Source organism: Burkholderia reimsis (genome assembly GCF_003294055.1).
GTDB classification, from domain to species: Bacteria; Pseudomonadota; Gammaproteobacteria; order Burkholderiales; family Burkholderiaceae; genus Burkholderia; species Burkholderia cepacia.
The window spans coordinates 1-23,533 of the sequence record NZ_QMFZ01000063.1 but is presented as its reverse complement, the minus strand read 5'-3'; the positions used below and the strand labels follow the sequence as shown (position 1 = coordinate 23,533).

21 protein-coding genes are annotated in these 23,533 nt (G+C 68.6%); 12 read left to right on the top strand and 9 right to left on the bottom strand.

Annotated features, from left to right (window positions below):
- Positions 1–187 precede the first annotated feature (187 nt).
- The 6 genes from DPV79_RS38935 to DPV79_RS38910 all read left to right on the top strand — a co-directional run bounded on the left by DPV79_RS38935 (position 188) and on the right by DPV79_RS38910 (position 5,558).
- Positions 188–1,279, top strand: coding sequence for a toxic anion resistance protein (locus DPV79_RS38935; RefSeq protein ID WP_113047911.1), 1,092 nt, complete (start codon positions 188–190; stop codon positions 1,277–1,279).
- 20 nt (positions 1,280–1,299) lie between these two features.
- Positions 1,300–2,046, top strand: a complete 747-nt coding sequence (locus tag DPV79_RS38930) for a VWA domain-containing protein (RefSeq protein ID WP_027786910.1) — start codon at positions 1,300–1,302, stop codon at positions 2,044–2,046.
- Between the two features lie 46 nt (positions 2,047–2,092).
- Positions 2,093–3,109, top strand: a complete 1,017-nt coding sequence (locus DPV79_RS38925) for a DUF475 domain-containing protein (RefSeq protein ID WP_021163606.1) — start codon at positions 2,093–2,095, stop codon at positions 3,107–3,109.
- Between the two features lie 94 nt (positions 3,110–3,203).
- A complete protein-coding gene (locus DPV79_RS38920; protein WP_021163605.1) occupies positions 3,204–3,860 on the top strand; it encodes a TerD family protein in 657 nt (218 codons plus the stop codon).
- Positions 3,861–3,911: 51 nt separating this feature from the next.
- The gene (locus tag DPV79_RS38915) at positions 3,912–4,781 is read left to right on the top strand and encodes a hypothetical protein (protein ID WP_113047910.1); all 870 of its coding nucleotides are present in this window, start codon (positions 3,912–3,914) and stop codon (positions 4,779–4,781) included.
- A 156-nt stretch (positions 4,782–4,937) separates the two neighbouring features.
- On the top strand, positions 4,938–5,558 hold the full coding sequence (locus DPV79_RS38910) for an HAD family hydrolase (protein WP_021162444.1): 621 nt from the start codon (positions 4,938–4,940) through the stop codon (positions 5,556–5,558).
- 23 nt (positions 5,559–5,581) lie between these two features.
- Here DPV79_RS38910 and DPV79_RS38905 read toward each other — a convergent pair whose 3' ends face one another.
- Entirely contained in the window at positions 5,582–6,691 is a 1,110-nt protein-coding gene (locus DPV79_RS38905) for a fatty acid desaturase (protein ID WP_059486452.1), read from the bottom strand.
- A 204-nt stretch (positions 6,692–6,895) separates the two neighbouring features.
- On the opposite strand from DPV79_RS38905, the gene DPV79_RS38900 reads away from it, so the two are divergent.
- Positions 6,896–7,933, top strand: a complete 1,038-nt coding sequence (locus DPV79_RS38900; RefSeq protein ID WP_059528420.1) for an AraC family transcriptional regulator — start codon at positions 6,896–6,898, stop codon at positions 7,931–7,933.
- Between the two features lie 61 nt (positions 7,934–7,994).
- Here the strand turns inward: DPV79_RS38900 and DPV79_RS38895 are convergent, their stop codons facing one another.
- The 5 genes from DPV79_RS38895 to cysD all read right to left on the bottom strand — a co-directional run bounded on the left by DPV79_RS38895 (position 7,995) and on the right by cysD (position 14,874).
- A complete protein-coding gene (locus DPV79_RS38895; protein WP_113047909.1) occupies positions 7,995–9,044 on the bottom strand; it encodes a lactonase family protein in 1,050 nt (349 codons plus the stop codon).
- Entirely contained in the window at positions 9,031–10,398 is a 1,368-nt protein-coding gene (locus tag DPV79_RS38890; RefSeq protein ID WP_111943324.1) for an MFS transporter, read from the bottom strand. Before DPV79_RS38890 ends, DPV79_RS38895 begins: the two co-directional genes overlap by 14 nt.
- Positions 10,399–10,655: 257 nt before the next feature.
- Positions 10,656–11,843 (bottom strand): helix-turn-helix transcriptional regulator, encoded by a 1,188-nt coding sequence (locus DPV79_RS38880; protein WP_021162441.1) that lies wholly within the window; start codon positions 11,841–11,843, stop codon positions 10,656–10,658.
- A gap of 137 nt (positions 11,844–11,980) precedes the next feature.
- Positions 11,981–13,894 carry a sulfate adenylyltransferase subunit CysN gene (cysN, locus tag DPV79_RS38875; protein ID WP_113047908.1) on the bottom strand — a complete coding sequence of 638 codons (1,914 nt, stop codon included), beginning with the start codon at positions 13,892–13,894 and terminating at the stop codon, positions 11,981–11,983.
- A complete protein-coding gene (cysD, locus tag DPV79_RS38870; protein WP_279636644.1) occupies positions 13,894–14,874 on the bottom strand; it encodes a sulfate adenylyltransferase subunit CysD in 981 nt (326 codons plus the stop codon). Before cysD ends, cysN begins: the two co-directional genes overlap by 1 nt.
- Before the next feature lie 130 nt (positions 14,875–15,004).
- On the opposite strand from cysD, the gene DPV79_RS38865 reads away from it, so the two are divergent.
- Genes DPV79_RS38865 through DPV79_RS38850 form a run of 4 tightly spaced genes read left to right on the top strand, consistent with a single transcriptional unit; the run spans position 15,005 to position 19,135 of the window.
- Positions 15,005–16,114 (top strand): DUF1214 domain-containing protein, encoded by a 1,110-nt coding sequence (locus DPV79_RS38865; RefSeq protein ID WP_113047906.1) that lies wholly within the window; start codon positions 15,005–15,007, stop codon positions 16,112–16,114.
- Entirely contained in the window at positions 16,111–17,304 is a 1,194-nt protein-coding gene (locus DPV79_RS38860) for a sulfotransferase family protein (protein ID WP_113047905.1), read from the top strand. Before DPV79_RS38865 ends, DPV79_RS38860 begins: the two co-directional genes overlap by 4 nt.
- A 41-nt stretch (positions 17,305–17,345) precedes the next feature.
- Positions 17,346–18,137, top strand: coding sequence for an SDR family oxidoreductase (locus DPV79_RS38855; protein ID WP_059493133.1), 792 nt, complete (start codon positions 17,346–17,348; stop codon positions 18,135–18,137).
- A 17-nt stretch (positions 18,138–18,154) separates the two neighbouring features.
- Positions 18,155–19,135 (top strand): acetyltransferase, encoded by a 981-nt coding sequence (locus DPV79_RS38850; RefSeq protein WP_113047916.1) that lies wholly within the window; start codon positions 18,155–18,157, stop codon positions 19,133–19,135.
- An 89-nt stretch (positions 19,136–19,224) separates the two neighbouring features.
- Here the strand turns inward: DPV79_RS38850 and DPV79_RS38845 are convergent, their stop codons facing one another.
- On the bottom strand, positions 19,225–19,677 hold the full coding sequence (locus DPV79_RS38845) for a nuclear transport factor 2 family protein (protein ID WP_113047915.1): 453 nt from the start codon (positions 19,675–19,677) through the stop codon (positions 19,225–19,227).
- Between the two features lie 13 nt (positions 19,678–19,690).
- Positions 19,691–20,170 (bottom strand): SRPBCC domain-containing protein, encoded by a 480-nt coding sequence (locus tag DPV79_RS38840; RefSeq protein ID WP_048026203.1) that lies wholly within the window; start codon positions 20,168–20,170, stop codon positions 19,691–19,693.
- Positions 20,171–20,555: 385 nt separating this feature from the next.
- Here DPV79_RS38840 and DPV79_RS38830 point away from each other — a divergent pair, with 385 nt between their 5' ends.
- A complete protein-coding gene (locus DPV79_RS38830; protein ID WP_113047914.1) occupies positions 20,556–22,034 on the top strand; it encodes a cryptochrome/photolyase family protein in 1,479 nt (492 codons plus the stop codon).
- A 135-nt stretch (positions 22,035–22,169) separates the two neighbouring features.
- Here the strand turns inward: DPV79_RS38830 and DPV79_RS38825 are convergent, their stop codons facing one another.
- Positions 22,170–23,402, bottom strand: a complete 1,233-nt coding sequence (locus DPV79_RS38825; protein ID WP_113047904.1) for an MFS transporter — start codon at positions 23,400–23,402, stop codon at positions 22,170–22,172.
- Positions 23,403–23,533 lie beyond the last annotated feature (131 nt).

Sequence of the window (23,533 nt, the reverse complement as noted above, 5' to 3'; positions counted from 1 at the left end):
CATGACGTCCGTTCATCACCTTACAAAATGAATGGAAATTGAAAGAATTCCTTCCCTTGACGCAAGGCGCTCGGGCCATTTATTGTCCGTCTGCCGCCCGTGAGAGAGCACGGCGGTTATCGCGGATGCGCGCCACGCGCGCACGACAACACGCAGCAGAAAGCAGAAAAGGAAACGTGGTAGCCACATGAAGCCGCTATTCGATGACAAGAACTCCGATGCGGTCAGCGATCGTCCTTCCACCCCGTCTTCGTCACCCGTCGCCGTGCCTGCCGCCGCCGTCACCGTGCCGGCCGCGCGCCCGACGGAGAATGTCCGCCTGATCACCGTCGACGAGATCGACCAGCTCGGCGCGACGCAGGGCACGCGAATCGCCGCTTTTTCCCAGCAGATTCTCGCGAGCGTCCGCGCGTCGGATGCCGACCAGTTCGGTGACAAGCTCAACGAACTGATCGCTACCGCGAAGGGGCTCGATCCGCGCGGTGCCGACAAGGGCGGGCTGCTCACGCAGGTCACGCGGCTGTTTCGCTCGACCAAGGAGAAGCTGCTGTCGCAATACGAATCGGTGAGCAAGCGGATGGACACGCTCGTCGTCGAGCTCGAGAGCCATGCGCGGCGCCAGAAGGCCGGCATCGACGAGCTCGAGCGGATGTACAACGACAACTACGCGCTGCACCAGGAGCTCGCGCAGTCGAAGGCGCACGGCGAAACGGCGCTCGCGACGCTGCGTGCGCATCTCGCGGCCGGCCAGCAGCCGGCGGACGACGCGTTCGCCGCACAACGCCTGCTCGACGTGAAGCGCAAGGTCGACGCGCTCGAAAGCAAGCTCGACGACCTCGACCGCGCGATGCTGATGTCGAAGCAGCTCGCGCCGCAGATCCGCATGGAGCAGGACCAGAAACGCACGCTGACGTCGAAGTTCATGACGATCAAGACCGTGCTGATCCCCGCGTGGACCAATGCGTTCGCGCTCTACCTCGAGCAGCTCAGCACGAAGCGCGCGGCGGCGCTCGCGAACGCGACGTACGACGCGGCCGACGAGGCGATCCGCGCGCAGGCCGACCTGAACCGCCAGAACGCGCAGGAAGTCGCGAAGCTCGGCCAGCGCCCGGTGATCTCGACCGACACGTTCGAATACGCGCAGCAGCAGCTGTTCGGCGCATTCGACGACATCACGCAGATCATCGCCGACGGCAAGCGCCAGCGCGAGCAGGACGCGCCGCGCCTGCGCCAGCTCGAACAGGACCTGATCACCCGATTCGCTCCGAAGCACAACTGAGAGAACTGAGAGAACACCGCATGATTACGCTTGAGAAACGCGCGGCGAAGGTCGCGATCGTCCTCGAAAAACGCCAGATCCTGAAGCCGCCCGTCGTGCGCGTCGGCGCGGCGCTCGACATCTCCGGCTCCGCGAAGCCGCTCTACCAGTCGGGCGTGATCCAGGAGACGCACGACCGGATCCTCGGCATCGCACTGAAGTTCGACGACAACGGCGAAGTCGACACGTGGACCTTCACCGAAGGTTACAACCGGCTGCCGACCGCGACGCCGGACAACTACGGTTCGTACATTTCCGACCACGTGCTCGAAGCGCGGATCGACAAATGGGGCGGCACGCAGTACGCGCCGGTGATGAACGACATCGTCGACTTCTTCTTCCGCGCGCCGCAGCCGTCGCCGCAACGCGAAGAGAAGCGCGGTTTCCTGAGCCGGCTGTTCGGCGGCGCGGACGAGACGCCCGCACCGGCGGCTTCCGCGCCGGTGAACGGCCATCTGCCCGCATGGGTGCTGTTCGTCACCGACGGGCAGAACCCGAAGAACGATCGCAAGCGCGTGCGCCAGCTGCTGGCCGAGTCGCAGCACTACCCGCTGTACTGGTCGCTCGTCGGCGTCGGCGACCCGAGCGAATTCGGCTTCCTCGCGGAAATCGCGGAAGAGATGCCGAACGTCGGCTTCCTGCATCTCGAATCGCTCGACATCAGCGACGAACAGATCTACGAACAGTTGATCACGCAGGAATTCTGCGACTGGGTGCGCGCGAAGTAAGCGCGGCCCGTACGTCATTTTTTCCCGAAACTCGAAACCCCACATCATGTTGAAAGACTTCAAGATCCCGCTGTCGCTCACGGCGCTCGCACTGGTCGCCGCGTATTTCCTCGGCGGCGTGAAAGACATGCTGATCGTCGCGGTCCTGTGCGTGCTCGAAATCTCGTTGTCGCTCGACAACGCGGTCGTCAACGCCTCCGTGCTCAAGAACTGGTCGGAGAAGTGGCGCAACCGCTTCATGGTGTTCGGCCTGCCGGTCGCCGTGTTCGGCATGCGGCTCGTGTTCCCGCTGCTGATCGTCGCGGTGATCGGCCACATCGGCATGTGGGATGCGCTGACGCTCGCGATCGAGTCGCCGGAGAAGTACGCGGCGATCCTGACTTCCGCGCATCACCAGGTGTCGGCGTTCGGCGGCGCGTTCCTGCTGATGGTGTTCTTCAAGTTCATGCTCGACACCGAGAAGGACGAGCACTGGATCGGCTTCCTCGAAAGCCCGATGCGTCATCTCGGCCGCATCACCGCGCTGGAAGTGGCGCTGACGCTCGCGATCGTGATCGTCGCGTCGTTCTACGTGCCGTCGGCGGAACAGGTCGCCTTCCTGCTGGCGGGCGCGTTCGGCGTGATCAGCTTCGTGATCGCGCACGGTATCGGCGACCTGATCGGCGGCGAGGAAACGGGCACGCGCGTGGTGCGCGAAGGCGTCGCGGGTTTCATGTATCTCGAGGTGCTCGATTCGTCGTTCAGCTTCGACGGCGTGATCGGCGCATTCGCGCTGTCGAACAACATCTTCCTGATCGCGCTCGGCCTCGGCGTCGGCGCGGCCTATATCCGGGAGATGACGCTCGTGCTGCTGAAGAAGGGCACGCTCGCGCAGTACCGCTATCTCGAGCACGGTGCGTTCTGGGCGATCGGTGCGCTCGCAACGATCATGTTCCTCGGCGTGAAGTTCGAGGTGCCCGAGGTCATCACCGGCCTGGTCGGCGCGGCGATGATCGCCGCGGCCGTGTGGTCGTCGATCGTCGTGCAGCGCAAGGAAGATCGCACCGCGGTGGCCGGCGAATAAGCGCGCGCCGCACGAAAACCATCAACGAGGGGGCCGCGCAGGGCGGCCCGGCATTGCCGCCGGCGCAACGGCGGTTCCAGCAGAAGAGGTTCAGATGATCAATTTGTCGAAAGGCGGTCGCGTCAACCTGTCGAAGGAAGCGCCCGGCACGCAGAAATTCCGCATCGGTCTCGGTTGGGACGCGAACGCGACGGACACGGGCACGGATTTCGATCTCGACGTGTCGGTGTTCCTGTGCAAGTACGACGCGCAGAGCAATCCGAAGCTGATCTCGGATCAGCATTTCGTGTTCTACAACAGCGAAGTGCGCACGATGGAGCGCAAGGAAACCTTCATCCAGCCGGGCGACGATTTCCCGAAGCGCGGGATGCCCGCGTCGAAGTGCCTGGGTGTCGTGCACAGCGGCGACAACCGCACGGGCAGCGGCGGCGGTGACGACGAGGTGATCTTCATCGACGTGACGAAGCTCGCCGCGGACATCGAGGAAATCTCGGTGGTCGTGACGATCGACCAGGCCGAAGCGCGTCGCCAGAATTTCGGCCAGGTGCGCAACAGCTACATCCAGATCGCCGACGAGGTGTCGGGCGCGGTGATCGCGAAGTACGCGCTCGAGGAAGACTTCTCGATGGAGACGTCGGTGCAGGTGGGCAGCTTCTATCGCCGCGACGGCCACTTCATGTTCAAGGCGGTCGGCGCCGGCTACAACCGCGGCCTGGGCGACTTCGTGCGCGCGTACGGCGGCGCGGTCTGACTGGCGGCAGTCCGGCCGGCGGGACACCGCCGCGCCGGGCAGGAAGCAGCGATGACGAATCCGTCCGACGAGCCGAAGCGGCTCGAGTTCGATACGACGCCCGAGCGCACGCCCGGGCGTCTTGCGTTCGACGCGCCGCCCGCGGCCGCGACGCCGCCGGGCACGCGCGCGCCCGAGCGGCCGGCACCGCAGGCGCTCGACTTCGGGCCGGCGCCCGACAGGACCGTGCGCACCGCGCCGGCCGAGGCGGTCGGCCGCGCGGTGTTCGGCGAATCGAACCATCCGCAGCTCGAAGCATGCTTCCGCGCCGCGCAGGCCAGCTTCCCGAATCTCTACCCCGACTACGCGCCGCGCATCGAGCGGCACATCCGGCAACTGGTGCCGCTGAAGCTCACGACGGTCGCGACGATCGGCGACGGCGCGCTGGAGGCGGCGGGCAACCTCGTCGAAGCCGTCGCGGCCACCACGCGCGAATTCAACGAACTCGGCGCGGCCGACATGATGGCCGGCATGCTCGCGCAGGCGACGCGCAAGGCCGGCATGTTCGAACGCTGGTTCGGCGGGGCCGCCGGGCATGTCGATTATCGAGCGGCGCTCGGTGCGCTCAAGCAGTCGCTCGGCTTCTTTCCGCGCCGCACCGAGGAACTCGCCGCGAAGGTTCGCCAGGCGGAGGAAAATCTCGTGGTCGTGCTCGCGGCGCTGAGCGCGGTGTCGGACGTCGTGCGCGCACCGGACGATGCGGGCGTCGAGCGCACGTTGTTCGACCGCCGCAACATCGTCGGGCAGGCGGTGCAGCAGATCCGCATGCAACCCGCGCAATTGCGCGGGCTCGACGAGCGCGTGACCGATCTGCTGTCGCGCGCCGATCACCTGATGAACGTCGTGCTGCCGGCGGCGCTGGCGGCGCGGCCGCAGCGCTGAGCGAACGGCGCATAGGGCGCGAAGCGTACGAATGCGCGCGCCGTGGCGCGCGCATTCGCTGCGCGGGCCACGCCACGCCACGTCACGCCATTTCACGTGCACCGGCGCGAGTCTGCTATCTTCCCGGGCATCTCATTGCTTTCCCGCCGATTCTCCATGACCGACCGCATCGTTGCCGCATTCGATTTCGACGGCACCATCACGACGACCGACAGCTTTCGCCATTTCGTCCGCTATGCGGTCGGCACGCCGCGCTTCGCATGGGCCGGGCTGCGTGCGCTGCCGTGGATCGTCGCGATGAAGGCCGGGCTGCTGTCGCGTGGCGATGCGAAAGCGAAGTTCGCGTCGTTCGCGTTCGGGCCCGTGCGCGAGGACGCGCTCGATGCACAGGCACGCACGTTCGTCGACACCTACCTGCCGGGCCTCGTGCGTCCGGAAATGCTCGAACGCATTCGCGAGCACCGGGCACGCGGGCACGAAGTCGTGCTGGTGAGCGCGTCGCCGTCGCTGTACCTGGAGAAGTGGGCGAAGACGGCCGGTTTCGATGCGGTGCTCGCGACGCGGCTCGCGTTCGAGCGCGGCACGTTTGCCGGCCGGCTCGACGGCGAAAACTGCTGGGGGCCGCAGAAGGTCGTGCGGCTGCGCGGGTGGTGGGGCAACCGGCCGCCGAAACAGCTGTTCGCGTACGGCGACAGCCGTGGCGACAAGGAAATGGCCGAGCTTGCGAACTGGTCGTGGATCCGCGGGCAAGGGCCGATGCCGCCGATCGGCGGCTGAGCCGGCGCGGCGCCGGTCTTACATCACGCGTCGGCTTGCGCGCGGCGAGCGCGGCGCGACGGTCGATACGGGCCCCAGCGATTCGCACGCGCGAAGGTGCCGACGTCGTTGAAGCGCACGCCGACTTCACGCAGCGCCGCATGCGCGGTGCGCGCGGTCAGCTGGCGAATGTAGAACGGGTCGCGCACCACGAAGTGATGGATCGCATGCGTGCTGCCGAAGTTGAAGCAGAACAGCTGGAACGGCAGCATCCACCACGGGTTGAGCACCTGCGTCTGCTGGATCACGTTGCGTGAATCGATATCGCCGAAGTAATGCATGTTCGAGCTGACGAAGTTGATGCAGAAGCTGCGCACGAAGTTCGGCCCGAGCCACACCACGGCCAGGAAATCGACGACGCTCATCACGCGCGCGACGATGGCCGGCACCGTCACCGCGTAGCCGAACGCATGCAGCGCGAACAGGCCGGCGTGATAGACGATGAACGCATGCCACAGCACGTAATACACGTGACCGACCGGCATGTACGACGATACCTGCTCGACGCGCAACTGCAAGCGTTCGGACGGGTCCTGAACCGGCTGAGCGGCCACGTACTGCTTGACCTTGCGGCGCATCGCGGCCGGCCGCAGCACGACGGCGAGCATGCCGTCGGCGATCATCAGCAGGCGCTTCACGCCCCAGCGCTCGCCGTTGGTGATGCCGAATTCCTCGAGATCCGATTCGCCGCCCGACACCTTGTGGTGATGCAGGTGCATGCGCCGCCGCGTCCACGGGTTGATCGTGCCGGGCCGCGTGAGCCAGCACAGCGCCATCATCAGGTGATAGGCCCACGGCGTCTTCTTGAAGTACATCAGGTGGATCAGGTCGTGCTCGAGCTCGTGGATCAGCGACGTGACGAACGCGGCGAGCGGCAGCGCGACGTACCACGCGATCGCCCCGCGCGCATACAGCCAGGCGATCGCGAGCATCGCGCTCACCGACACGGCCATCACGGTCGCGCCGACGAGGTTCTGGTTGTCGAGCAGCGGAAAGCGCGCGCGGATCGCGTCGCTCGCGGCGTTGACCTCGCGGCGGACGTACGCGACCTTGTCGGCGTCGTGGCGAAAGGCGGTTCGTGCGGGTTGGCTCATCGACCGGATTCCTGCGGAAAGAGTGGGGCGTTATGCCGATGTGACAAGCATAGGCGCGCACCGGGCCGCCCGCGAGGGCCGCGGGTGCCAATGGCGGTGTCATTTCGGGTCACGTTGCCCGGCCGGCGCGGCTAGAGTCTCGCCCCGGTGTCATTGCGGGCCAGCGGCGCTACAATCCGCCGAAACCGCTCCGGAGTCCTCCGCATGGCCCTGTCCGTCCCGGATGCCGCGCGTCAGTTGAACAAGGCGACGGTGTCGTCCGCGTATGCGCTGTTCATGCTGATGCTGGCCGAGGAGCGCGGTATCGACGGCGGCCGCATTCTGGCGGGCTCGGGTGTCGAGCGCGACCGGCTCGCGCAGCCCGATGCGCGCATCACGCCGCTGCAACAGGCGGCGATCGTGTTCAACCTGCTCGACGCGACGGACGATCCGTCGATCGCGATCGAGATCGGCCTGCGCAGCAGCCTGACGAAAGCGGGACTGATCGGCTTCGGGCTGATGAGCTGCGCGACGCTCGGCGAGGCGATCTCGCTCGGCATCCGCTACCTGCCGACGCGCGTGCCGTTCTTCTCGGTGCGGCTCGCGCGGCTCGACGGGACCGTCGACATCGACGTGCTCGAAGCGTTTCCGCTCGGCCGGCTGCGGCAGTTCGCGGTCGAGAACTTCCTGGTCGAGACGGCGATCCTGTTCAATTCGCTGCTGTATCCGGTGCCCGGACGCACGTTGCAGTCGCGCGCCGAACTCCATTTCGAATGGCCCGAGCCGCCGTGGTTCGAGCGTTATCGCGCGCGGCTGCCGCGCTGCCATTTCGACGCGAGCGCGAACCGCATCCGTTGCGATGCCGCGCTGCTCGACGAACCGATCGGCACCGCGAACGCGCACACCGCGCAGATGATCGTGCAGCAGTGCGAGGCCGAACTCGCGCGGCTCGGTTATGCGGAAAGCATCGTCGAGCGCGTGCGCAACCTGCTGATCTGCGGCGAGGGCGGCTATCCGGCGGTCGACGACGTCGCGCGCGAGCTGCATGTATCGGCGCGTACGCTCAAGCGCAAGCTCGCCGAATACGGTGCGACCTATTCGACGCTGCTCGACGAGATCCGGTTGCGCGACGCGCTGCGGCTGCTCGAGGGAACGCGGCTGCCGGTGGACGAGATCGCCGCGCGCGTCGGTTATACGGATCGCGCGAACTTCACGCGTGCGTTCAAGCGCTGGACGGGTGTCGCGCCGAGCGAGCGGCGCTGAACGCGGGCATGCGCCGGCCCGCTTGGCGGGACTGCCGCTTCATGCTCCACGTATCCCTTCTTCAGACGATCTCGACCCAGTTCGCGCCGCGCCCGCCCGGCACGCGTGCGTGCGGCGACAGCGCGCCGTCGTCCTGCGAGACCGCATACACCGACACGTATTCCGACTGTTCGCCGCACGCGACGAGCCAGCGCCCCGACGGGTCGATCGCGAACCCGCGCGGCTGCGTCTCGGTGGCCGTTGCGTGCGCGGGTTCGAACGTGCCGTCTGCGGTGCGGCGATAGCAGAGCAGGCGGCTCGACGTGCGTTCGCTGACGTAGGCGAAACGCCCGTCGGGGCTCAGGTGCAGGTCGGCGGCCCAGACGGAGGGCTCGGTGGGCGCGGGCGGCCGCGCATGGCCCGGCGCGAGTTCGGCGACGGCCGGATGGCGCGCACTCACGTGCACCTCGCCGAGCCGGCCGGTGTCGGGGTCGCACGCGAACGTGGCGAGCGTGGCCTGGAATTCGCTGACGACGACGAGCGTTCGGCCGTCGCGCGCAAACTGCAGGTGGCGCGGGCCGAACCCGGCCGGCACGCGCGTTTCGCCGTGTTCGAGCGCGCGCAGGCCGGCCGCGTCCTCGACCAGCGCGAAGCTGAACACGCGATCCGAGCCGAGCGAGCTGACATAGGCGAAACGGTTGTCCGGCGACACGATCACCGAGTGCGCGTTCGCGATGCCGCCCACGACCTGCAGCGGCGTGCCGTCGCCGTCGCGCACGCGCGCGGCGTCGTAGAGGCTCAGCGAATTTCCGCCGTACGACGCACCGAGCAGCCAGCGGCCGCCGCGGTCGAGCGACAGGTACGCATGGCTCGCGTCGATCGCGGTCGCGCCGATGCGCACGAGCGCGCCGGTGGCCGGCACGACGCGGAACGCGACGATCGTCGGCTGTTCGCCGCGCGTCGCGACGTAGAGCCGCGCGCGGTCGGCCTGCACGGCGATCGGCATCGCGACGTCGGCTGCGGGATAGCGGGCGAGCGGCGCGAGAGCGCCGTCGGCCGCGAGGGAGAACGTGGCGAGGTCGGCGTCGGCGGCGTTCGAGACGACGACGGTCAGGCGGTCAGTGTTCGGCATGGCGGAGCATCGATGCGTTCGTCAGGGCGGTGTCGGCCGGCAGGCCGCGCGGCGGATCGCTGCGCCGGTGCGTGCGCGCGAACAGCGCGGCGACGGCGGCGACGAGCGAAGCGATCGCGAGCGCATACAGCCCGCCCGTGATCGAACCCGTATGTTGCTTCAGATAGCCGAAGGCCGTCGGCGCGACGAAGCCGCCGAGGTTGCCGACCGAGTTGATCAGCGCGATCACGGCCGCGGCCACGCGCGTGTCGAGATAACCCTGCGGGATCGGCCAGAACAGCGACGCCGCGGCCTTGAAGCCGAGCGCGGCGAAGCAGATCGACGCGAACGACCAGACCGGATCGTGCGACGTCGACGCGAACAGCCCGCACGCGGCGAGCACGAGCGCGAACGCGAGCCAGCGCTGCGGATGCTTCCATTTCGACGACAGCACCGCGAAGCCGTACATCGCGCCGATCGCGATCATCCACGGAATCGTGTTGTACAGGCCGACCTGGAAATCGGTGAGGCCGCCCATCTTGCGGATGATCGTCGGCAGCCAGAACGTGGCCGCGTAGATCGTCAGCTGGATCGAGAAATACAGGAAGCAGAACAGCACGATCTGCGGATCGCGCAGCAGCGCGGTGGCGCGCACCGGCACGTTCGAGCGCACGTCGCGCGTCGCGCGTTCCTCGTCGAGCGCGTTCTGCAGCGCCGTGCGTTCCTCGGCGGTGAGCCACGTCGCGTCGCGGATGTGCGATTTCAGCAGCAGCCAGCTCGCGCCGCACAGCGCGACGGAGAACAGCCCTTCGATCAGGAACATCCACTGCCAGCCTTCGAGGCCGAAGCCGCGGATCGACAGCAGCGCACCGGTGACGGGCCCGGACAGCACCGACGCGAACGCGGAGCCGCCGAGGAAGATCGCCATCGCCTTGCCGCGCTCCTGCGGCGGCAGCCATTGCGACAGGTACAGCACGACGCCGGGAAAGAAACCGGCCTCGGCCGCGCCGAGCAGGAAGCGCAGGGCATAGAACGACGTGTCGTTCCACACGAACGCCATCGCGGCCGCGACGATGCCCCACGTCGCCATGATCCGCGCGAGCCACACGCGGGCGCCGTAGCGTTGCATCAGCAGGTTCGACGGCACCTCGAACAGCGCGTAGCCGACGAAGAACAACCCGGCACCGAGGCCGTACGCGGCCGCGCCGATACCGATCGACGCTTCGAGGTGGCGGTCGACGAAGCCGACGTTCACGCGGTCGATGTAGTTCGCGATGAACATGATCAGCACGAGCGGCAGTACATGCCACTTCACTTTCGAGACGGCGGACGCGAGCGGGTCGCGTCCGGGCAGGGCGGGCGAGGGCGGGTTCAAGCGTGTCTCCGGTCGGGCGGGGCTATGTAGTATGTCGTCGTATGACATGGTACGCCTGAGTGCCGGTGAAGACGTCGCGGGTTTACCCGGGAATTTCCCGGATATTTGGGAGTTTCATGAGATTCGTCGGATAGCCATCAATGTCTGATGACATATGACATGAAACGAGTGTGCACCAATCGCCGGGGTACCCGGTGGCGACCCGCGCGCGTGGTGCACTCCCCGGGCAACCCGTCCGGCGGCTACTCTCGCGGCCGCTACGCCATCGACACGACGCTGTTGAGCAGCGTCTTCACGAGCACGGCCTGCCGCGTTGCGCCCGTTTTCGCGAAGATGCCGCGCAGGTGCGCGCGCGCGGTGTTCTTCGTGATGCCGGTCGCGGCGGCGGCCTCGTCGAGCGTCAGCCCGTCGACGAGCAGCAGCGCGATTTCGGTTTCCATCGGCGTGAGCCGGAACAGCCGGTGCAGCATGTCGCGCGACGTCTGCGGCGACGACACGGGATCGCGCACGAACACCGCGACGGCCGGCCGGTGCCGGCGGTCCTCGGCACCGCGGTAGGGCGCGAGCGGGCGCAGCAGCACGCTCAACGGCATCGCGCCGCCGGGGCGCGACAGCGTGGTGGCTTCGATGCGGGCGAGCGCGCCCGCGCGGAAATGCTCGAGCGCGGCCTGCAACGCCTTCTGCAGCCGGCGCTCGTCGAGCGGGCACGAGGCGTGGAGCCGCTCGTGGCGCACGCACAGCCCGTCCTGCTGCTCGATCAGCCGCTCGGCGATGCGGTTGCGCTTGATCACGCGGCCGTCCTCGTCGACGATCGCGGTGCCGACATCGAGCCGGTCGACGGTGCCCGCGTACAGCGCGCGTTCGGCGTCGAGCACGTCGAACGCCGCGTGCAGTTCGACTGCCCGCTGCAGGTGCGGCAGCAGCGTCGCGACCTGCGCGCGTTCGGCCGCGTCGAAGTCCCGCCCGCCGTGCGCGCGGCTCACGAAGAACGCGCATTCGACGCCGCGTTCGCCGCGCAGGTTCGCGCCGAGGATGTAGCGCAGGTCGAGCGGCTGCAGGTACTGCCGGTAGAAATCGTGCGCGCGCCACGCGGTTTCGCCGAACAGCCGGTCGGCCGTGAAGACCTGGCCGGGCGGCTGATCGAGAAACGGGCACAGCGCATAGAACTGCTCGCTGTACGACGGCTCGCCGGGCAGCAGCGGGCCGTGCGCCGACGCGTTGATGATGAGCCCGTGCCGTGCGCCGCCCGGGTTGCGCAGCACCAGTGTCGTGAAGCGCGCGTCGAGCCGCACGCGGACCGCTTCGAGGAAGCCGGCCCACGGGGTCGCTTCCGACGGGCCCTGATAGACGAGCCCGAGCCACGCGCTGAGTTCGCGCGCCGTCCACGCGGCGTCGTCGAAGCCGTCGTGCGCGGCCGGATCGCCGGGTGCCAGCGCGATGGGCATGCTCGTGTTCTCCTGGATCGGGGGTAGGGTTCCCGAGCCAGCATACCGGCCGCCCGGCGGCCCGCGTCGTCCGAACGGAGGAGGCGGCGCGCCCGGGCGGGCAGGCGGGCAGCCGCCGGGCTGCCCGCCTGCGGCGCCTACGCCGCGCGCTCGCGCAGCAGGTAAGCGACGATGCGCCCGGCCGCTTCGTCAGGGGACTCGGCGACCGTATCGACGCGCAGCTCGGGCCGCGCGGGCGGCTCGTACGGCGAATCGATGCCCGTGAAATGCTTCAGCTCGCCGCGCCGCGCCTTCTTGTACAGGCCCTTCGGGTCGCGCTCCTCGGCGACCGCGAGCGGCGTGTCGACGAACACCTCGACGAACTCGTCGGGGCCGGCGAGCGCACGCGCCATCTCGCGTTCCGAGCGGAACGGCGAGATGAACGACACGAGCGTGATGAGCCCCGCGTCGAGCATCAGCCGCGCGACTTCGGCGACGCGCCGGATGTTCTCCACGCGATCGGCCTCGGTGAAGCCGAGATCGCGATTGAGCCCGTGCCGCACGTTGTCGCCGTCGAGCAGGTACGTGTGCTTGCCGAGCGCGTGCAGCCGTTTCTCGACGAGGTTCGCGATCGTCGACTTGCCGGCGCCCGACAGCCCCGTCAGCCACACGATGCGCGGCGTCTGCGTCTTCTGCGCGGCACGTGCGGCGCGGTCGACGTCGACGGCCTGCCAGTGCACGTTGTGCGCGCGGCGCAGCGCGAAGTGCAGCATCCCGGCACCGACCGTGTCGTTGGTGAAGCGGTCGATCACGATGAAGCCGCCCGTGTGGCGGTTGCGGTCGTACGGATCGAACGCCACGGGCCGGTCGAAGCTCAGGTTGCACACGCCGATTTCGTTGAGCGCGAGCGTGCGCGCCGCGAGATGCTCGCGCGTGTTCACGTCGACCTTGTACTTCGGCGTCGCGCAGGTCGCGCCGACCGTCTGCGTGCCGAGTTTCACGAGATACGGGCGGCCGGGCAGCAGCGGCGCGTCGTGCATCCACACGAGCGTCGCCTCGAACTGGTCGGCCACCTCGGGCGGCGCATCCGCGCGCGCGATCATGTCGCCGCGGCTGATGTCGATCTCGTCGGCGAGCGTGAGCGTCACCGCGTCGCCGGCGTGCGCGATGTCGCTTTCGCCGCGTTGCGTGATCACCGACGCGACGCGGCTCTCCTTGCCGGACGGCAGCACGCGCACGCGCTCGTCGACGCGGATCTCGCCCGATGCGATGCTGCCCGCGTAGCCGCGGAAATTCAGGTGCGGGCGGTTGACCCACTGCACCGGCAGCCGGAACGGCTCGTCGCGCGTCACGCGCGCGGCGAGCGGCAGCGTGTCGAGATGCTGCATCAGCGTCGGGCCCGCGTACCACGGCATCCGCGCGCCCGGCGCGATCACGTTGTCGCCGCGCAGCGCCGACAGCGGGATGCTGACGATCTCCGCCAGCCCGAGCTCGGCGGCGAATGCGCGATAGTCGGCGTCGATGCGCTCGAACACGGCCCGGTCGTAGTCGACCAGGTCCATCTTGTTGATCGCGAGCACCACGCGCCTGATGCCGATCAGCGCGACGAGATGGCTATGACGGCGCGTCTGCGTGAGCACGCCCTTGCGCGCGTCGATCAGGATCACGGCGAGATCGGCGGTCGACGCGCCGGTGATCATGTTGCGCGTGTACTGCTCGTGGCCGGGCGTGTCGGCGACGATGAACTTGCGGCGCGCGGTCGCGAAGAAGCGGTACGCGACGTCGATCGTGATCCCTTGCTCGCGCTCGGCCGACAGGCCGTCGACGAGCAGCGCGAAATCGAGCTCGCCGCCCTGCGTGCCGACCTTCTTCGAGTCGGCTTCGAGCTGCGTGAGCTGGTCGTCGAACAGCATGTTCGATTCGTAGAGCAGGCGGCCGATCAGCGTGCTCTTGCCGTCGTCGACGCTGCCGCACGTGATGAAGCGCAGCAGGTCCTTCGTCTGCGCATCGTCGGCGTGCATGTTGGGCGTCGCGTGTGCGGGCGCCTCGGGCGCGGTGAGAACGTGTGCCATCAGAAATATCCCTCCTGTTTCTTCTTTTCCATCGAGCCGGCCGAATCGCTGTCGATCAGGCGTCCTTGTCGTTCCGACGTGCGCGTCTCGCGCATTTCCCGAAGGATGTCGTCGAGCGAGCTCGCATCGCTGTCGATCGCGCCCGTCAGCGGATAACAGCCGAGCGTGCGAAAGCGCACCTTGCGCATCTGCGGCACTTCGCCTTGGCGCAGCGGCAGGCGTTCGTCGTCGACCATGATCAGCGCGCCGTCGCGTTCGACGACGGGCCGTTCCTTCGCGAAGTAGAGCGGCACGATCGGGATGTCGTGAAGATGGATGTACTGCCAGATGTCGAGCTCGGTCCAGTTCGAGATCGGGAACACGCGCAGGCTTTCGCCCTTGCGCTTGCGCGCGTTGTACAGCGACCAGAGTTCGGGGCGCTGGCGCTTCGGGTCCCAGCGGTGCTGCTCGGAGCGCAGCGACACGATGCGTTCCTTCGCGCGCGATTTCTCCTCGTCGCGGCGCGCGCCGCCGAACGCGGCATCGAAGCCGTAATGATCGAGCGCCTGCTTGAGCCCCTGCGTCTTCCACACGTCGGTGTGCATGGCCGAGCCGTGCGTGAACGGATTGATGTCGTTCGCGAGGCCGTCGGGGTTCACGTGCACGCGCAGGTCGAGGCCGAGGCGCGCGGCCGTTTCGTCGCGAAACGCGATCATCTCGCGGAATTTCCACGTCGTATCGACGTGCAGCAGCGGAAAGGGCGGCTTCGCCGGGTAGAACGCCTTCATCGCGAGATGCAGCATGACCGAGCTGTCCTTGCCGATCGAATACAGCATCACCGGGTTCTCGCTCTCGGCAACCACCTCGCGCATGATGTGGATGCTTTCGGCCTCCAGTCGCTCCAAGTGGGTCAACATCGTTCGTCTCCTTGTTTCATGCCGGCGCCGCGCGACATGTGCGGCGTTTCGTGCATGACGCCAACGGTATCGAGCGAGCGGCATGCCGCTCTTCGTCCGGGTGGACTAAACCGCGGCACGGCGGTGGAGCGGATCTTTCCTTAGTCCACCCGGACGAAGAGGTGCGCGACGCCGGCGCTTAAGGTGAGCGCTCGACCATCGGCGGAGACGACACATGACGGACGACACACGTGCCACGCAATTGCTTTCGGGCCAGACCTGGGCCGATTTCTGCGACACCCTGAAACGCAGCGGCGAGCAGATCCTGCGCGCCGAGGCGCCGGACGATCCGCTGACACGCGCGGAAGGCTTTCGTTACCTGAGCCGGCTGATGCGCATCGCGCTCGAAATGCACGTCGAATTCGCGGACGGCGCGTGGCCCGGCTTTTTCTCGCCGTCGCACGAGACCGCGAAGATCGGCGCCGACAATCCCGACAACCTGTACCAGTACGCGCGGCTCGACGGCCGTTGCGAATACCGCGTGACGGGGCGGCGCGGCACGGTGGCCTACCTGAGCTTCGGCACGCAGAAGGGCGGCTACGAGACCGACGGCAAGATGCTGCAGACGGGCTTTCTCGATGCGAAGCAGCTCGAGATCGCACCGGACGGCAGCTTCGAGATCGTGCTGGGCGAGACACCACGCGCGGGCAACTGGGTACGCATGGAGCCGGGCACCAATGCGTTGCTGGTGCGACAGACTTTCCTCGACCGGCGCACGGAGACGCCCGCGCAACTGAAGATCGAACGCATCGGCGCGCACGACCGCCCGGCGCCGCTCGATCCGCTTGCGTTGCAGGGCGGCCTCACGCGTGCTGCGCAGTTCGTCGAGCAGACGGCGAAGCTGTTCGCCGACTGGGCCGCGGGCTACCGGTCGCACGTGAACGCGCTGCCGCCCGCCGACCAGGCGCTGTGCCAGTCGGTCGGCGGCGACCCGAACATCTACTACTACCACTCGTGCTGGGAGCTGGCCGACGACGAGGCGCTCGTGATCGACGTCGACACGGTGCCCGACTGCGATTTCTGGAACGTGCAGCTCAACAACTACTGGATGGAGTCGCTCGATTACCGGCACTTCGACATCTGCGTGAACAAGCACGGCGCGCGCCGGAATGCGGACGGTGGCGTGACGGTGGTCGTCGCGGCCGCGCGGCCGCGCGACGCGAACTGGCTCGATACGGCCGGGCATCGCACCGGCACGATCTGCTGGCGCTGGGTCGGCGCCGCGCAGCCGGTGCATCCGCGCACGCGGGTCGTGAAGCTCGCCGCGCTGAAGGAGGCCGCATGAACGCGCCGATCGACCTGGTCCGCTCGCAGCTCGATGCCGACGGACTGATCGCCGAGGCCGTGTCGCGCACGGGCGGGCTCACTGCGTTCGGCGACGGACCGTATCGCGAGGCGCTCGACGTGATGTGCGCGTCGCTGATCGATGAAGCCAGGCTGTCCGAACGCGGCGCGGCGATGATGCGCGAGAAGCTCGTCGGGCAACTCGTGAACCGGCTGGTCGTCGAGGATTACTTTCGGCGCCATCCGGAAATCGCGGACATCGCGATCGACGATCCGCTCGTGATCGTCGGCCTGCCGCGCACGGGCACGACGCTGCTGCAGCGGCTGCTGGCCGTCGATCCGCGCTTCCATACTGCCGCGTGGTGGGAAACCCGCTACCCGGCGCCGCTCGCGGGCGAGACGCTGGCCGAGCCGGCGGTGCGCATCGCCCGCGCGCAGGCCGAAGTCGCGACGATGATCGACTGCATTCCGCAGATCCTGACGATTCATCCGCTCGACGCGATGCTCGCCGACGAGGAGTTCATGCTGATGGAGCACTCGTTCGTGTGCGCGATGGACTCGTACGCCAACGTGCCGCGCTATACGGCGTGGCTCGCGCGACAGGATCTCACGCCGGTCTATACGTACCTGAAGCGGATGCTGCAGTTCCTGCAATGGCAGAAGGCGCAGCGCGGCGTCGCGCCGGCCACGCGCTGGCTGCTGAAGACGCCGCAGCACCTGCATGCGCTCGACGTGCTGTGCCGCGTGTTCCCGCGCGCGCAGGTCGTGCTCACGCACCGCGACCCGGCGCAGACGATTCCGTCGATGGCCAGCATGGCGCACACGCTGTGGCAGATGTATGCGGACGATCCCGATCCGCTTGCCGTCGGCGCGCAGTGGAACGCCGGGATGGCACGCGCGATCGGCGCCGCGATGGCCGCGCGCGATGCGCTGCCGGCCGGCCGCTTCCTCGACGTGCGTTTCGAGGACACGGTGTCGAATCCGCTCGGCGTGGCCGAGGCCGTGTACGCGTTTGCCGGCATGCCGCTCGACGCGCGGCGGCGCACGGCGATGACCGACTGGATGGCACGCAACGGCCGCGACAAGCGTGCCGCGCACGACTATTCGATCGCGCGCTTCGGCTTTACCGATGCGCAGCTCGCGCGCGACTTCGCCGCGTATCGCGCGCGGCACCTGCGGGCGGCCGGCTGACGGCCCGGCTCGCGAAACCAACGACAAGCAGGAGACAAACCATGTTGCTGAAGGACAAGATCGTCGTGATTTCCGGGATCGGGCCGGGGCTCGGCGTGAAGCTCGCCGTCGAGGCCGCGCGCGAGGGCGCGTGCGGCGTGGTCGTCGCGGCGCGCACGACGGAAAAGCTCGACGACGCCGAAACGCGGATCCGTGCACTCGGCGTCGATTGCGACGTGCTGAAGGTGAAGACCGACATCACCGATCGCGCGCAATGCCGGCAGCTCGCGACGCAGGCCGTCGAGCGCTTCGGCCGGATCGATGCGCTCGTGAACAGCGCATTCGTGCACGGCAGGTTTCCCGAACCGGTGGAGGACGCCGACCTCGACGGCTGGCGCGCGGTGTTCGACACCAACGTGTTCGGCACGATGGCGCTTACGCAGGAGGTCGTGCCGCACATGAAGCGGCGCAAGCGCGGCGCGATCGTGATGATCAACACGCAGGCGACCCGCAAGCCGTTTGCAGGGGAAGGCGGCTACGCTGTATCGAAGGGGGCGCTCGCCGTTGCGGCAAAATACCTGGCGCGCGAACTCGGCGTGCACGGCATTCGCGCGAACAGCATCCACATGGGGTGGATGTGGGGCGTGCCGACCCGGACGTATTTCCGGCAGGCGGCGGCCGAATACGGGATGACGGAAGAGCAGGTGATCGCGCCGGTCGCGTCGAACATCGCGCTCGCGAAGCTGCCGACCGACGACGACTGCGCGCGCGCGGCGCTGTTCCTCGCGTCGGACTACGCGAACGCGGTGACGGGCGCGACGCTCGACGCGAATGGCGGCGATTTCATGCCCTGACGATGGAGCAAAGGATCATGCAGGACAACCACGACGAACGACACTTCCTTGCGTTCAACGGCGACGCGGACGGCCTGTGCGCGCTTCAGCAACTGCGGCTCGCGGAGGGCGTGCGCGGCACGCTCGTGACCGGCGTGAAGCGCGACATCAGGCTGCTCGAGCGGATCGACGCGCGCGCGGGCGACATCGTCACCGTGCTCGACGTGTCGCACGACCAGAATCGCGATGCCTGCGCGCGGCTGCTGCGCGACGGCGCGACGGTCCGCTATTTCGACCATCACTTCGCGGGCGATCTGCCCGACGATCCGCGCTTCGACGCGCACATCGACACGGCGGCCGACGTCTGCACGAGCGCGATCGTGAACCGTTATCTCGGCGGCCGGCACGTGCGCTGGGCGATCGTCGCGGCATTCGGCGACGAGTTGCCGGCGCTCGGCGGCGCGCTCGCGCGCGAGCACGGGATCGACGACGCGGAGCGCGACACGCTCGCCGAACTGGGCCTCTACCTGAACTACAACGCGTACGGCGAGTGTGTCGGCGATCTGCATTTCGACCCGGCGGCACTTGCCGACGCGATGCTGCCGTGCGTCGACCCGCTCGAGTTCGTGCGCGAGACCGCCGTGTTTGCCGCGCTGCGCGACGGCTATCGCGACGATATGGCACGGGCGTGCGCACTCGCGCCGCTGCGCGAGGTGCCCGGCGCGACGCTGGTCCGGATGCCCGATCATCCATGGGCGCGGCGCGCGACGGGCATGCTCGCGAACGAGCGGATGCGCAACGCGCCGCATGCGGCGCTCGCGGTGCTGTCGCCGCGCGCGGACGGCGGGCTCGTCGTCAGCGTGCGCGTGCCCGACGGCCGGCCGCTCGGCGCCGACGAGTTCTGTCGCGGTTTTCCGACCGGCGGCGGGCGCAAGCGCGCGGGCGGCATCAATCATCTGCCGGAAACCGAGTTCGACGCGTTCGCCGAGCGGTTCGAGGCGGCGTTCCGGCTCGATTGACGCAACGGCCCGCGACGCGCACGCCGTGCATCCAGCGCACGGCGTGCGCGTCGCGGGCGGCGGATTGTGGCCGCCGGGTTGCGGCGCGATCAACCGGTCGCGCCCGCGAGCACGGCCGGCACGTTGTGGCCGTAGCAGCGCTCCTCGACACGCTCGGCGATGCGCCAGCCGAGCGCGGTACGCGCAAACCGGTCGACGTACCACAGCCCGAGAAACATCACCTGCGTGCCGCCGTCCGGCAGCGCGACTTCCATCGGATTGAAGCAGATCGTGCGGCCGCGCGCGGTGTCGCCGTCGAGCCGGATCGACAGGTTGCCGACCAGGTGCTGGTACTGCGGAAACCGCGGCAGCACGGTGCGCAGCCATGCCTTCACGTCCGGATAGCGGCCCGCGATGCCGCCCATCGCGCGATAGTCGATCGCCGCGTCGGGCGTGAACACCGCGTCGAGCGCGTCGAAGTCGCGCGTATCGATCGCGGTCGAATACGCGACGATCAGCTCGCGGATGTCGTGATGGTCGGACAGCGTGTGCAGATCGGGCATCGGCGGCTCCCGGTCAGGCGCCGTTGCGCCGGCGTGCCGCATGGAGCGCTTCGGCGCGCCGCTTCACGTCGCGCGCGCACTGGTCGAAACCCTGTTTCACCCACGCACCGTGGTTCTGCATGATCGTGTCCGCGTTGATGCCGAGGAACTGGTCGGTCGTGAAATAACGGCAGCGTTCCGCGCCGATCGCATCGATGTACTGGTCGCGGCGCGCGGCGTCCTTGTTGTCGTCGGTCGGGCGCTGCTCCCACGACAGCAGGCGTTCCGGTTCGCACGCGACGAGGATCTCGTCGACGGGAATCACGGTTTCCGTGCCGGGAATGCGCACCTGCATGTGCACGAAATCGCCGAGCCTGCCGGTCGTTTCGAAGCCGACGCAGAACGTGTTCCATTCGCCGTAGCGCGGGAAGTCGGTCAGCACTTCCCAGACGACGGAGGCCGGTGCGTCGATGTCGACGGTGATCGAGGTGACGAGATTCGAGGGTTTGGTCATGGCGGCGTATCGGGTGAGTAGCGGGTGAGTAGCGGGTGAATAGCGGGTGAATAGCGGGTGAATAGCGGGTGAGGCCGCGCGCCCGGCCGGCCGGGCGCCGCAGCAGTCGGAAAGGTCCGCGCCGGCGTCGGCCGGCGCGCATGGCAGGGGCGGGACGCGCGGTGCCGGTAGTGGCCGGCAGGTGCCGTGCGGCGTACCCGACATCGAGCGTAGGCCGGCGCATGCGGAGAAGAATCGTCGGAATGGACTAAGGCGTTTCACCGGGGGCGGCAGGGGAACGCGACGGCCGTGACCGTCGTCGATCCGCCGGCGTGCCGAACATCGACACCGCGCGGCACAGCCGCGACAATACGCGTCTCTTCCTGCTTTCGTCATCGAGGTGCCCGTGTCCGCCAAGTCGTCCGTTGCTCCCGCGATCGTCTGGTTCCGCGACGATCTGCGCGTGACCGATCAGCCCGCGCTGACGCGCGCGGTGGCGTCGGGCCGGCCGCTCGTATGCGTATTCGTCGACGACACGGGCGCCGCCGCCGGGCGCGCGCCCGGCGGCGCGGCGCGCTGGTGGCTGCACGGGTCGCTGGCCGGGCTCGACGCGGCGCTTGCGCGTCATGGCGGCCGCCTGCTGCTGTTGCGCGGCGACGCGCCGCGCGAGATCGAACGCGTCGTGCACGACACGGGTGCGCAAGCGGTGTACTGGAACCGTCGTTATGCGCAACCGCAGCGCGACGCCGACGCGGCGCTGAAGGCGTCGCTCAAGGCGCGCGGCGTCACGGTGGAGAGCAGCAACGGCAGCCTGTTGAACGAGCCGTGGGAGGTGCTGACGGGCAGCGGCGGGCCGTACCAGGTGTTCACCGCGTACTGGCGCGCGGCACGCCGCGATCGCGCGGTGGCCGCGCCGCTGCCCGAGCCGGAACGGATCGGGTTTCATCGCTGGCCGAAGGCCCTGAGCGACCGCGCGCTGGCGCTCGATGCGCTGGCGTTGCGTCCGTCGGCGCCGGATTGGGCCGGCGGCCTGCGCGACGCATGGCCCGCGCCCGACGAAGGCGGCGCGCACGCGCAGCTCGACGCGTTTCTGACGACCTCGCTCGTCGATTACGCGGATGCGCGCGACCGTCCCGACCGGCCCGCGACGAGCCGGCTGTCACCGTTCCTGCGCTTCGGCAACGTGTCGCCGCGACAGGTGTGGCACGCGGTGCAGGGCGCCGCGCAGGCCGGCGGCGCGGCATGCGCGGCCGGCGCCGACAAGTTCCTGAGCGAACTCGGCTGGCGCGAATTCAGCTACACGCTGCTGTATCACTTTCCGGCACTCGCGACCGACAACTTCCGCGCGCAGTTCGATGCGATGCCTTGGCGCGACGATCCCGCCGCGCTGCGCGCGTGGCAGCGCGGGCTGACCGGCTATCCGCTCGTCGATGCGGGCCTGCGCGAGCTGTGGACGACCGGCTGGATGCACAACCGCGTGCGGATGGTCGTCGCGTCGTTCCTGATCAAGCATCTGCTGATCGACTGGCGCGCGGGCGAAGCGTGGTTCTGGGACACGCTGGTCGACGCCGATCCCGCGAACAACGCGGCGAGCTGGCAGTGGGTGGCCGGCTGCGGTGCCGACGCCGCGCCGTATTTCCGCATCTTCAATCCGGTCGCGCAGGGACGGAAGTTCGACCCGGACGGCGCGTACGTGCGGCGCTGGGTGCCCGAGCTGACCGGCCTCGACGCCGCATCGATCCACGCGCCGTGGGAGGCCTCGCCGCTGGAGCTCGAAGCGGCCGGCGTGCGGCTCGGCGTCGACTACCCGGAGCCGCTCGTCGAGCATGCGGCGGCGCGTGCCCGCGCGCTCGATGCACTGGCCGCATTGCCGAAGCGCCGCTGACCGCCCGCCCCGGGTTGCCGCGTCAATTGCAGAACGCGACGTGTTCGAGCAGCGCGTACGCGACGCCCGAATCGAAGTAGGCCGCGCCGCACCACGCGACGAACGCGAGCGTGCCGGCGGCCAGTGCCGCGCGGATCATGCCCACGCCGCGTTGCCCGCTGCCGGACGCGCGACGCGCGCGTCGTTGATCGGCAGGTGCAGCAGCGCCGCGAGTACGCCGAGCGCGATCGAGCCGATCCACAGCGGCATGTACGAATGCGTCGCGTCGTACACGAGCGCACCGAGCCAGACACCGAAGAAGCTGCCGAGCTGGTGCCCGAAGAACACGAAGCCGAACAGCGTCGCGATGTAGCGCACGCCGAACACCTGCGAGATCACGCCGTTCGTCAGCGGCACGGTGCCGAGCCACGTGAACCCCATGACGGCCGCGAACACGTAGACGCTCGCGGGCGACAGCGGCGCGGCGACGAACACGGCCATCGTGAGCGCACGCACGAGGTACAGCACCGACAGCACGTACTTGCGCCGCAGCAGCCCGCCGAGATGGCCGCACGCATAGGTGCCGGCCACGTTGGTCAGCGCGATCAGCGCGAGCGCGACGCTCGCGTGGCGTGCCGGCAGCCCGTGATCCAGCAGGTACGCGGGAAGATGCGTCGCGATGAAGGCGAGCTGGAAGCCGCACGCGAAGAAGCCCGCGTTCAGCAGCCAGAAGCCGCGATGCGCGAACGCCTCGCGCACGGCTTCGCCGATCGACTGATCGGGGCCGGCGGCGGCGCCGGCAACCTGCGCGGGCCGGTCGCGCAGCAGCACGGCGAGCGGCGCGAGCACCACCGCGACGAGTGCCAGTGCGATGAACGCATGCCGCCAGCCGATGCCGCCGATCAGCTCCTGCGCGACGGGCACCATGCAGAACTGGCCGAGCCCGCCGATCGCGCCTGCGACGCCGAGCGCCCAGCCGCGCCGGTCGGGTGGAAACAGGCGGCTCAGCGCGCCGTAGATCGATGCGAACGCCGAGCCCGACAGCGCGATGCCGATCACGAGCCCGGCACCGACCGTGAACATGCCTGTCGTCGCCGCATGCGCCATCGTGACGAGCCCGGCCGCATAGAGCAGCATCCCGGCGACGATCACGCGCAGTGACCCGAAACGATCGGCGACCATGCCCGTGAACGGCTGCGCGACGCCCCAGATCAGGTTCTGCAACGCCAGTGCGAGCCCGAACGCTTCGCGCGACCAGCCGTGATCGAGCGACACCGGCGCGAGGAACAGGCCCTGCACGTGGCGGATGCCGAGCGCGGCGCCCATGATCAGGCCGCCGGCCAGTACGGGCAGCCAGCGGCGGCGGACTTCGTGCTCGATCGGGGTCATGCGTGTCTCCGGAAGGGGGCGCGGCAAAACGGCCGCGCTCGATCCGATTAGACGATCGGGCCCGTCGACCCTCAAGCGATCATTCGGTCAGGTTGGCATGCGTGTGGGGAATGCGACGAAGGGCGCGGGGA

Excerpts from the sequence above, each read along its gene's own strand:
- DPV79_RS38935 (WP_113047911.1), top strand. The coding sequence starts at position 188 with ATGAAGCCGCTATTCGATGACAAGAACTCCGATGCGGTCAGCGATCGT.
- DPV79_RS38930 (WP_027786910.1), top strand. The coding sequence starts at position 1,300 with ATGATTACGCTTGAGAAACGCGCGGCGAAGGTCGCGATCGTCCTCGAA.
- DPV79_RS38925 (WP_021163606.1), top strand. The coding sequence starts at position 2,093 with ATGTTGAAAGACTTCAAGATCCCGCTGTCGCTCACGGCGCTCGCACTG.
- DPV79_RS38920 (WP_021163605.1), top strand. The coding sequence starts at position 3,204 with ATGATCAATTTGTCGAAAGGCGGTCGCGTCAACCTGTCGAAGGAAGCG.
- DPV79_RS38915 (WP_113047910.1), top strand. The coding sequence starts at position 3,912 with ATGACGAATCCGTCCGACGAGCCGAAGCGGCTCGAGTTCGATACGACG.
- DPV79_RS38910 (WP_021162444.1), top strand. The coding sequence starts at position 4,938 with ATGACCGACCGCATCGTTGCCGCATTCGATTTCGACGGCACCATCACG.
- DPV79_RS38905 (WP_059486452.1), bottom strand. The coding sequence starts at position 6,691 with ATGAGCCAACCCGCACGAACCGCCTTTCGCCACGACGCCGACAAGGTC.
- DPV79_RS38900 (WP_059528420.1), top strand. The coding sequence starts at position 6,896 with ATGGCCCTGTCCGTCCCGGATGCCGCGCGTCAGTTGAACAAGGCGACG.
- DPV79_RS38895 (WP_113047909.1), bottom strand. The coding sequence starts at position 9,044 with ATGCCGAACACTGACCGCCTGACCGTCGTCGTCTCGAACGCCGCCGAC.
- DPV79_RS38880 (WP_021162441.1), bottom strand. The coding sequence starts at position 11,843 with ATGCCCATCGCGCTGGCACCCGGCGATCCGGCCGCGCACGACGGCTTC.
- cysN (WP_113047908.1), bottom strand. The coding sequence starts at position 13,894 with ATGGCACACGTTCTCACCGCGCCCGAGGCGCCCGCACACGCGACGCCC.
- cysD (WP_279636644.1), bottom strand. The coding sequence starts at position 14,874 with ATGCCGCTCGCTCGATACCGTTGGCGTCATGCACGAAACGCCGCACAT.
- DPV79_RS38865 (WP_113047906.1), top strand. The coding sequence starts at position 15,005 with ATGACGGACGACACACGTGCCACGCAATTGCTTTCGGGCCAGACCTGG.
- DPV79_RS38860 (WP_113047905.1), top strand. The coding sequence starts at position 16,111 with ATGAACGCGCCGATCGACCTGGTCCGCTCGCAGCTCGATGCCGACGGA.
- DPV79_RS38855 (WP_059493133.1), top strand. The coding sequence starts at position 17,346 with ATGTTGCTGAAGGACAAGATCGTCGTGATTTCCGGGATCGGGCCGGGG.
- DPV79_RS38850 (WP_113047916.1), top strand. The coding sequence starts at position 18,155 with ATGCAGGACAACCACGACGAACGACACTTCCTTGCGTTCAACGGCGAC.
- DPV79_RS38845 (WP_113047915.1), bottom strand. The coding sequence starts at position 19,677 with ATGCCCGATCTGCACACGCTGTCCGACCATCACGACATCCGCGAGCTG.
- DPV79_RS38840 (WP_048026203.1), bottom strand. The coding sequence starts at position 20,170 with ATGACCAAACCCTCGAATCTCGTCACCTCGATCACCGTCGACATCGAC.
- DPV79_RS38825 (WP_113047904.1), bottom strand. The coding sequence starts at position 23,402 with ATGACCCCGATCGAGCACGAAGTCCGCCGCCGCTGGCTGCCCGTACTG.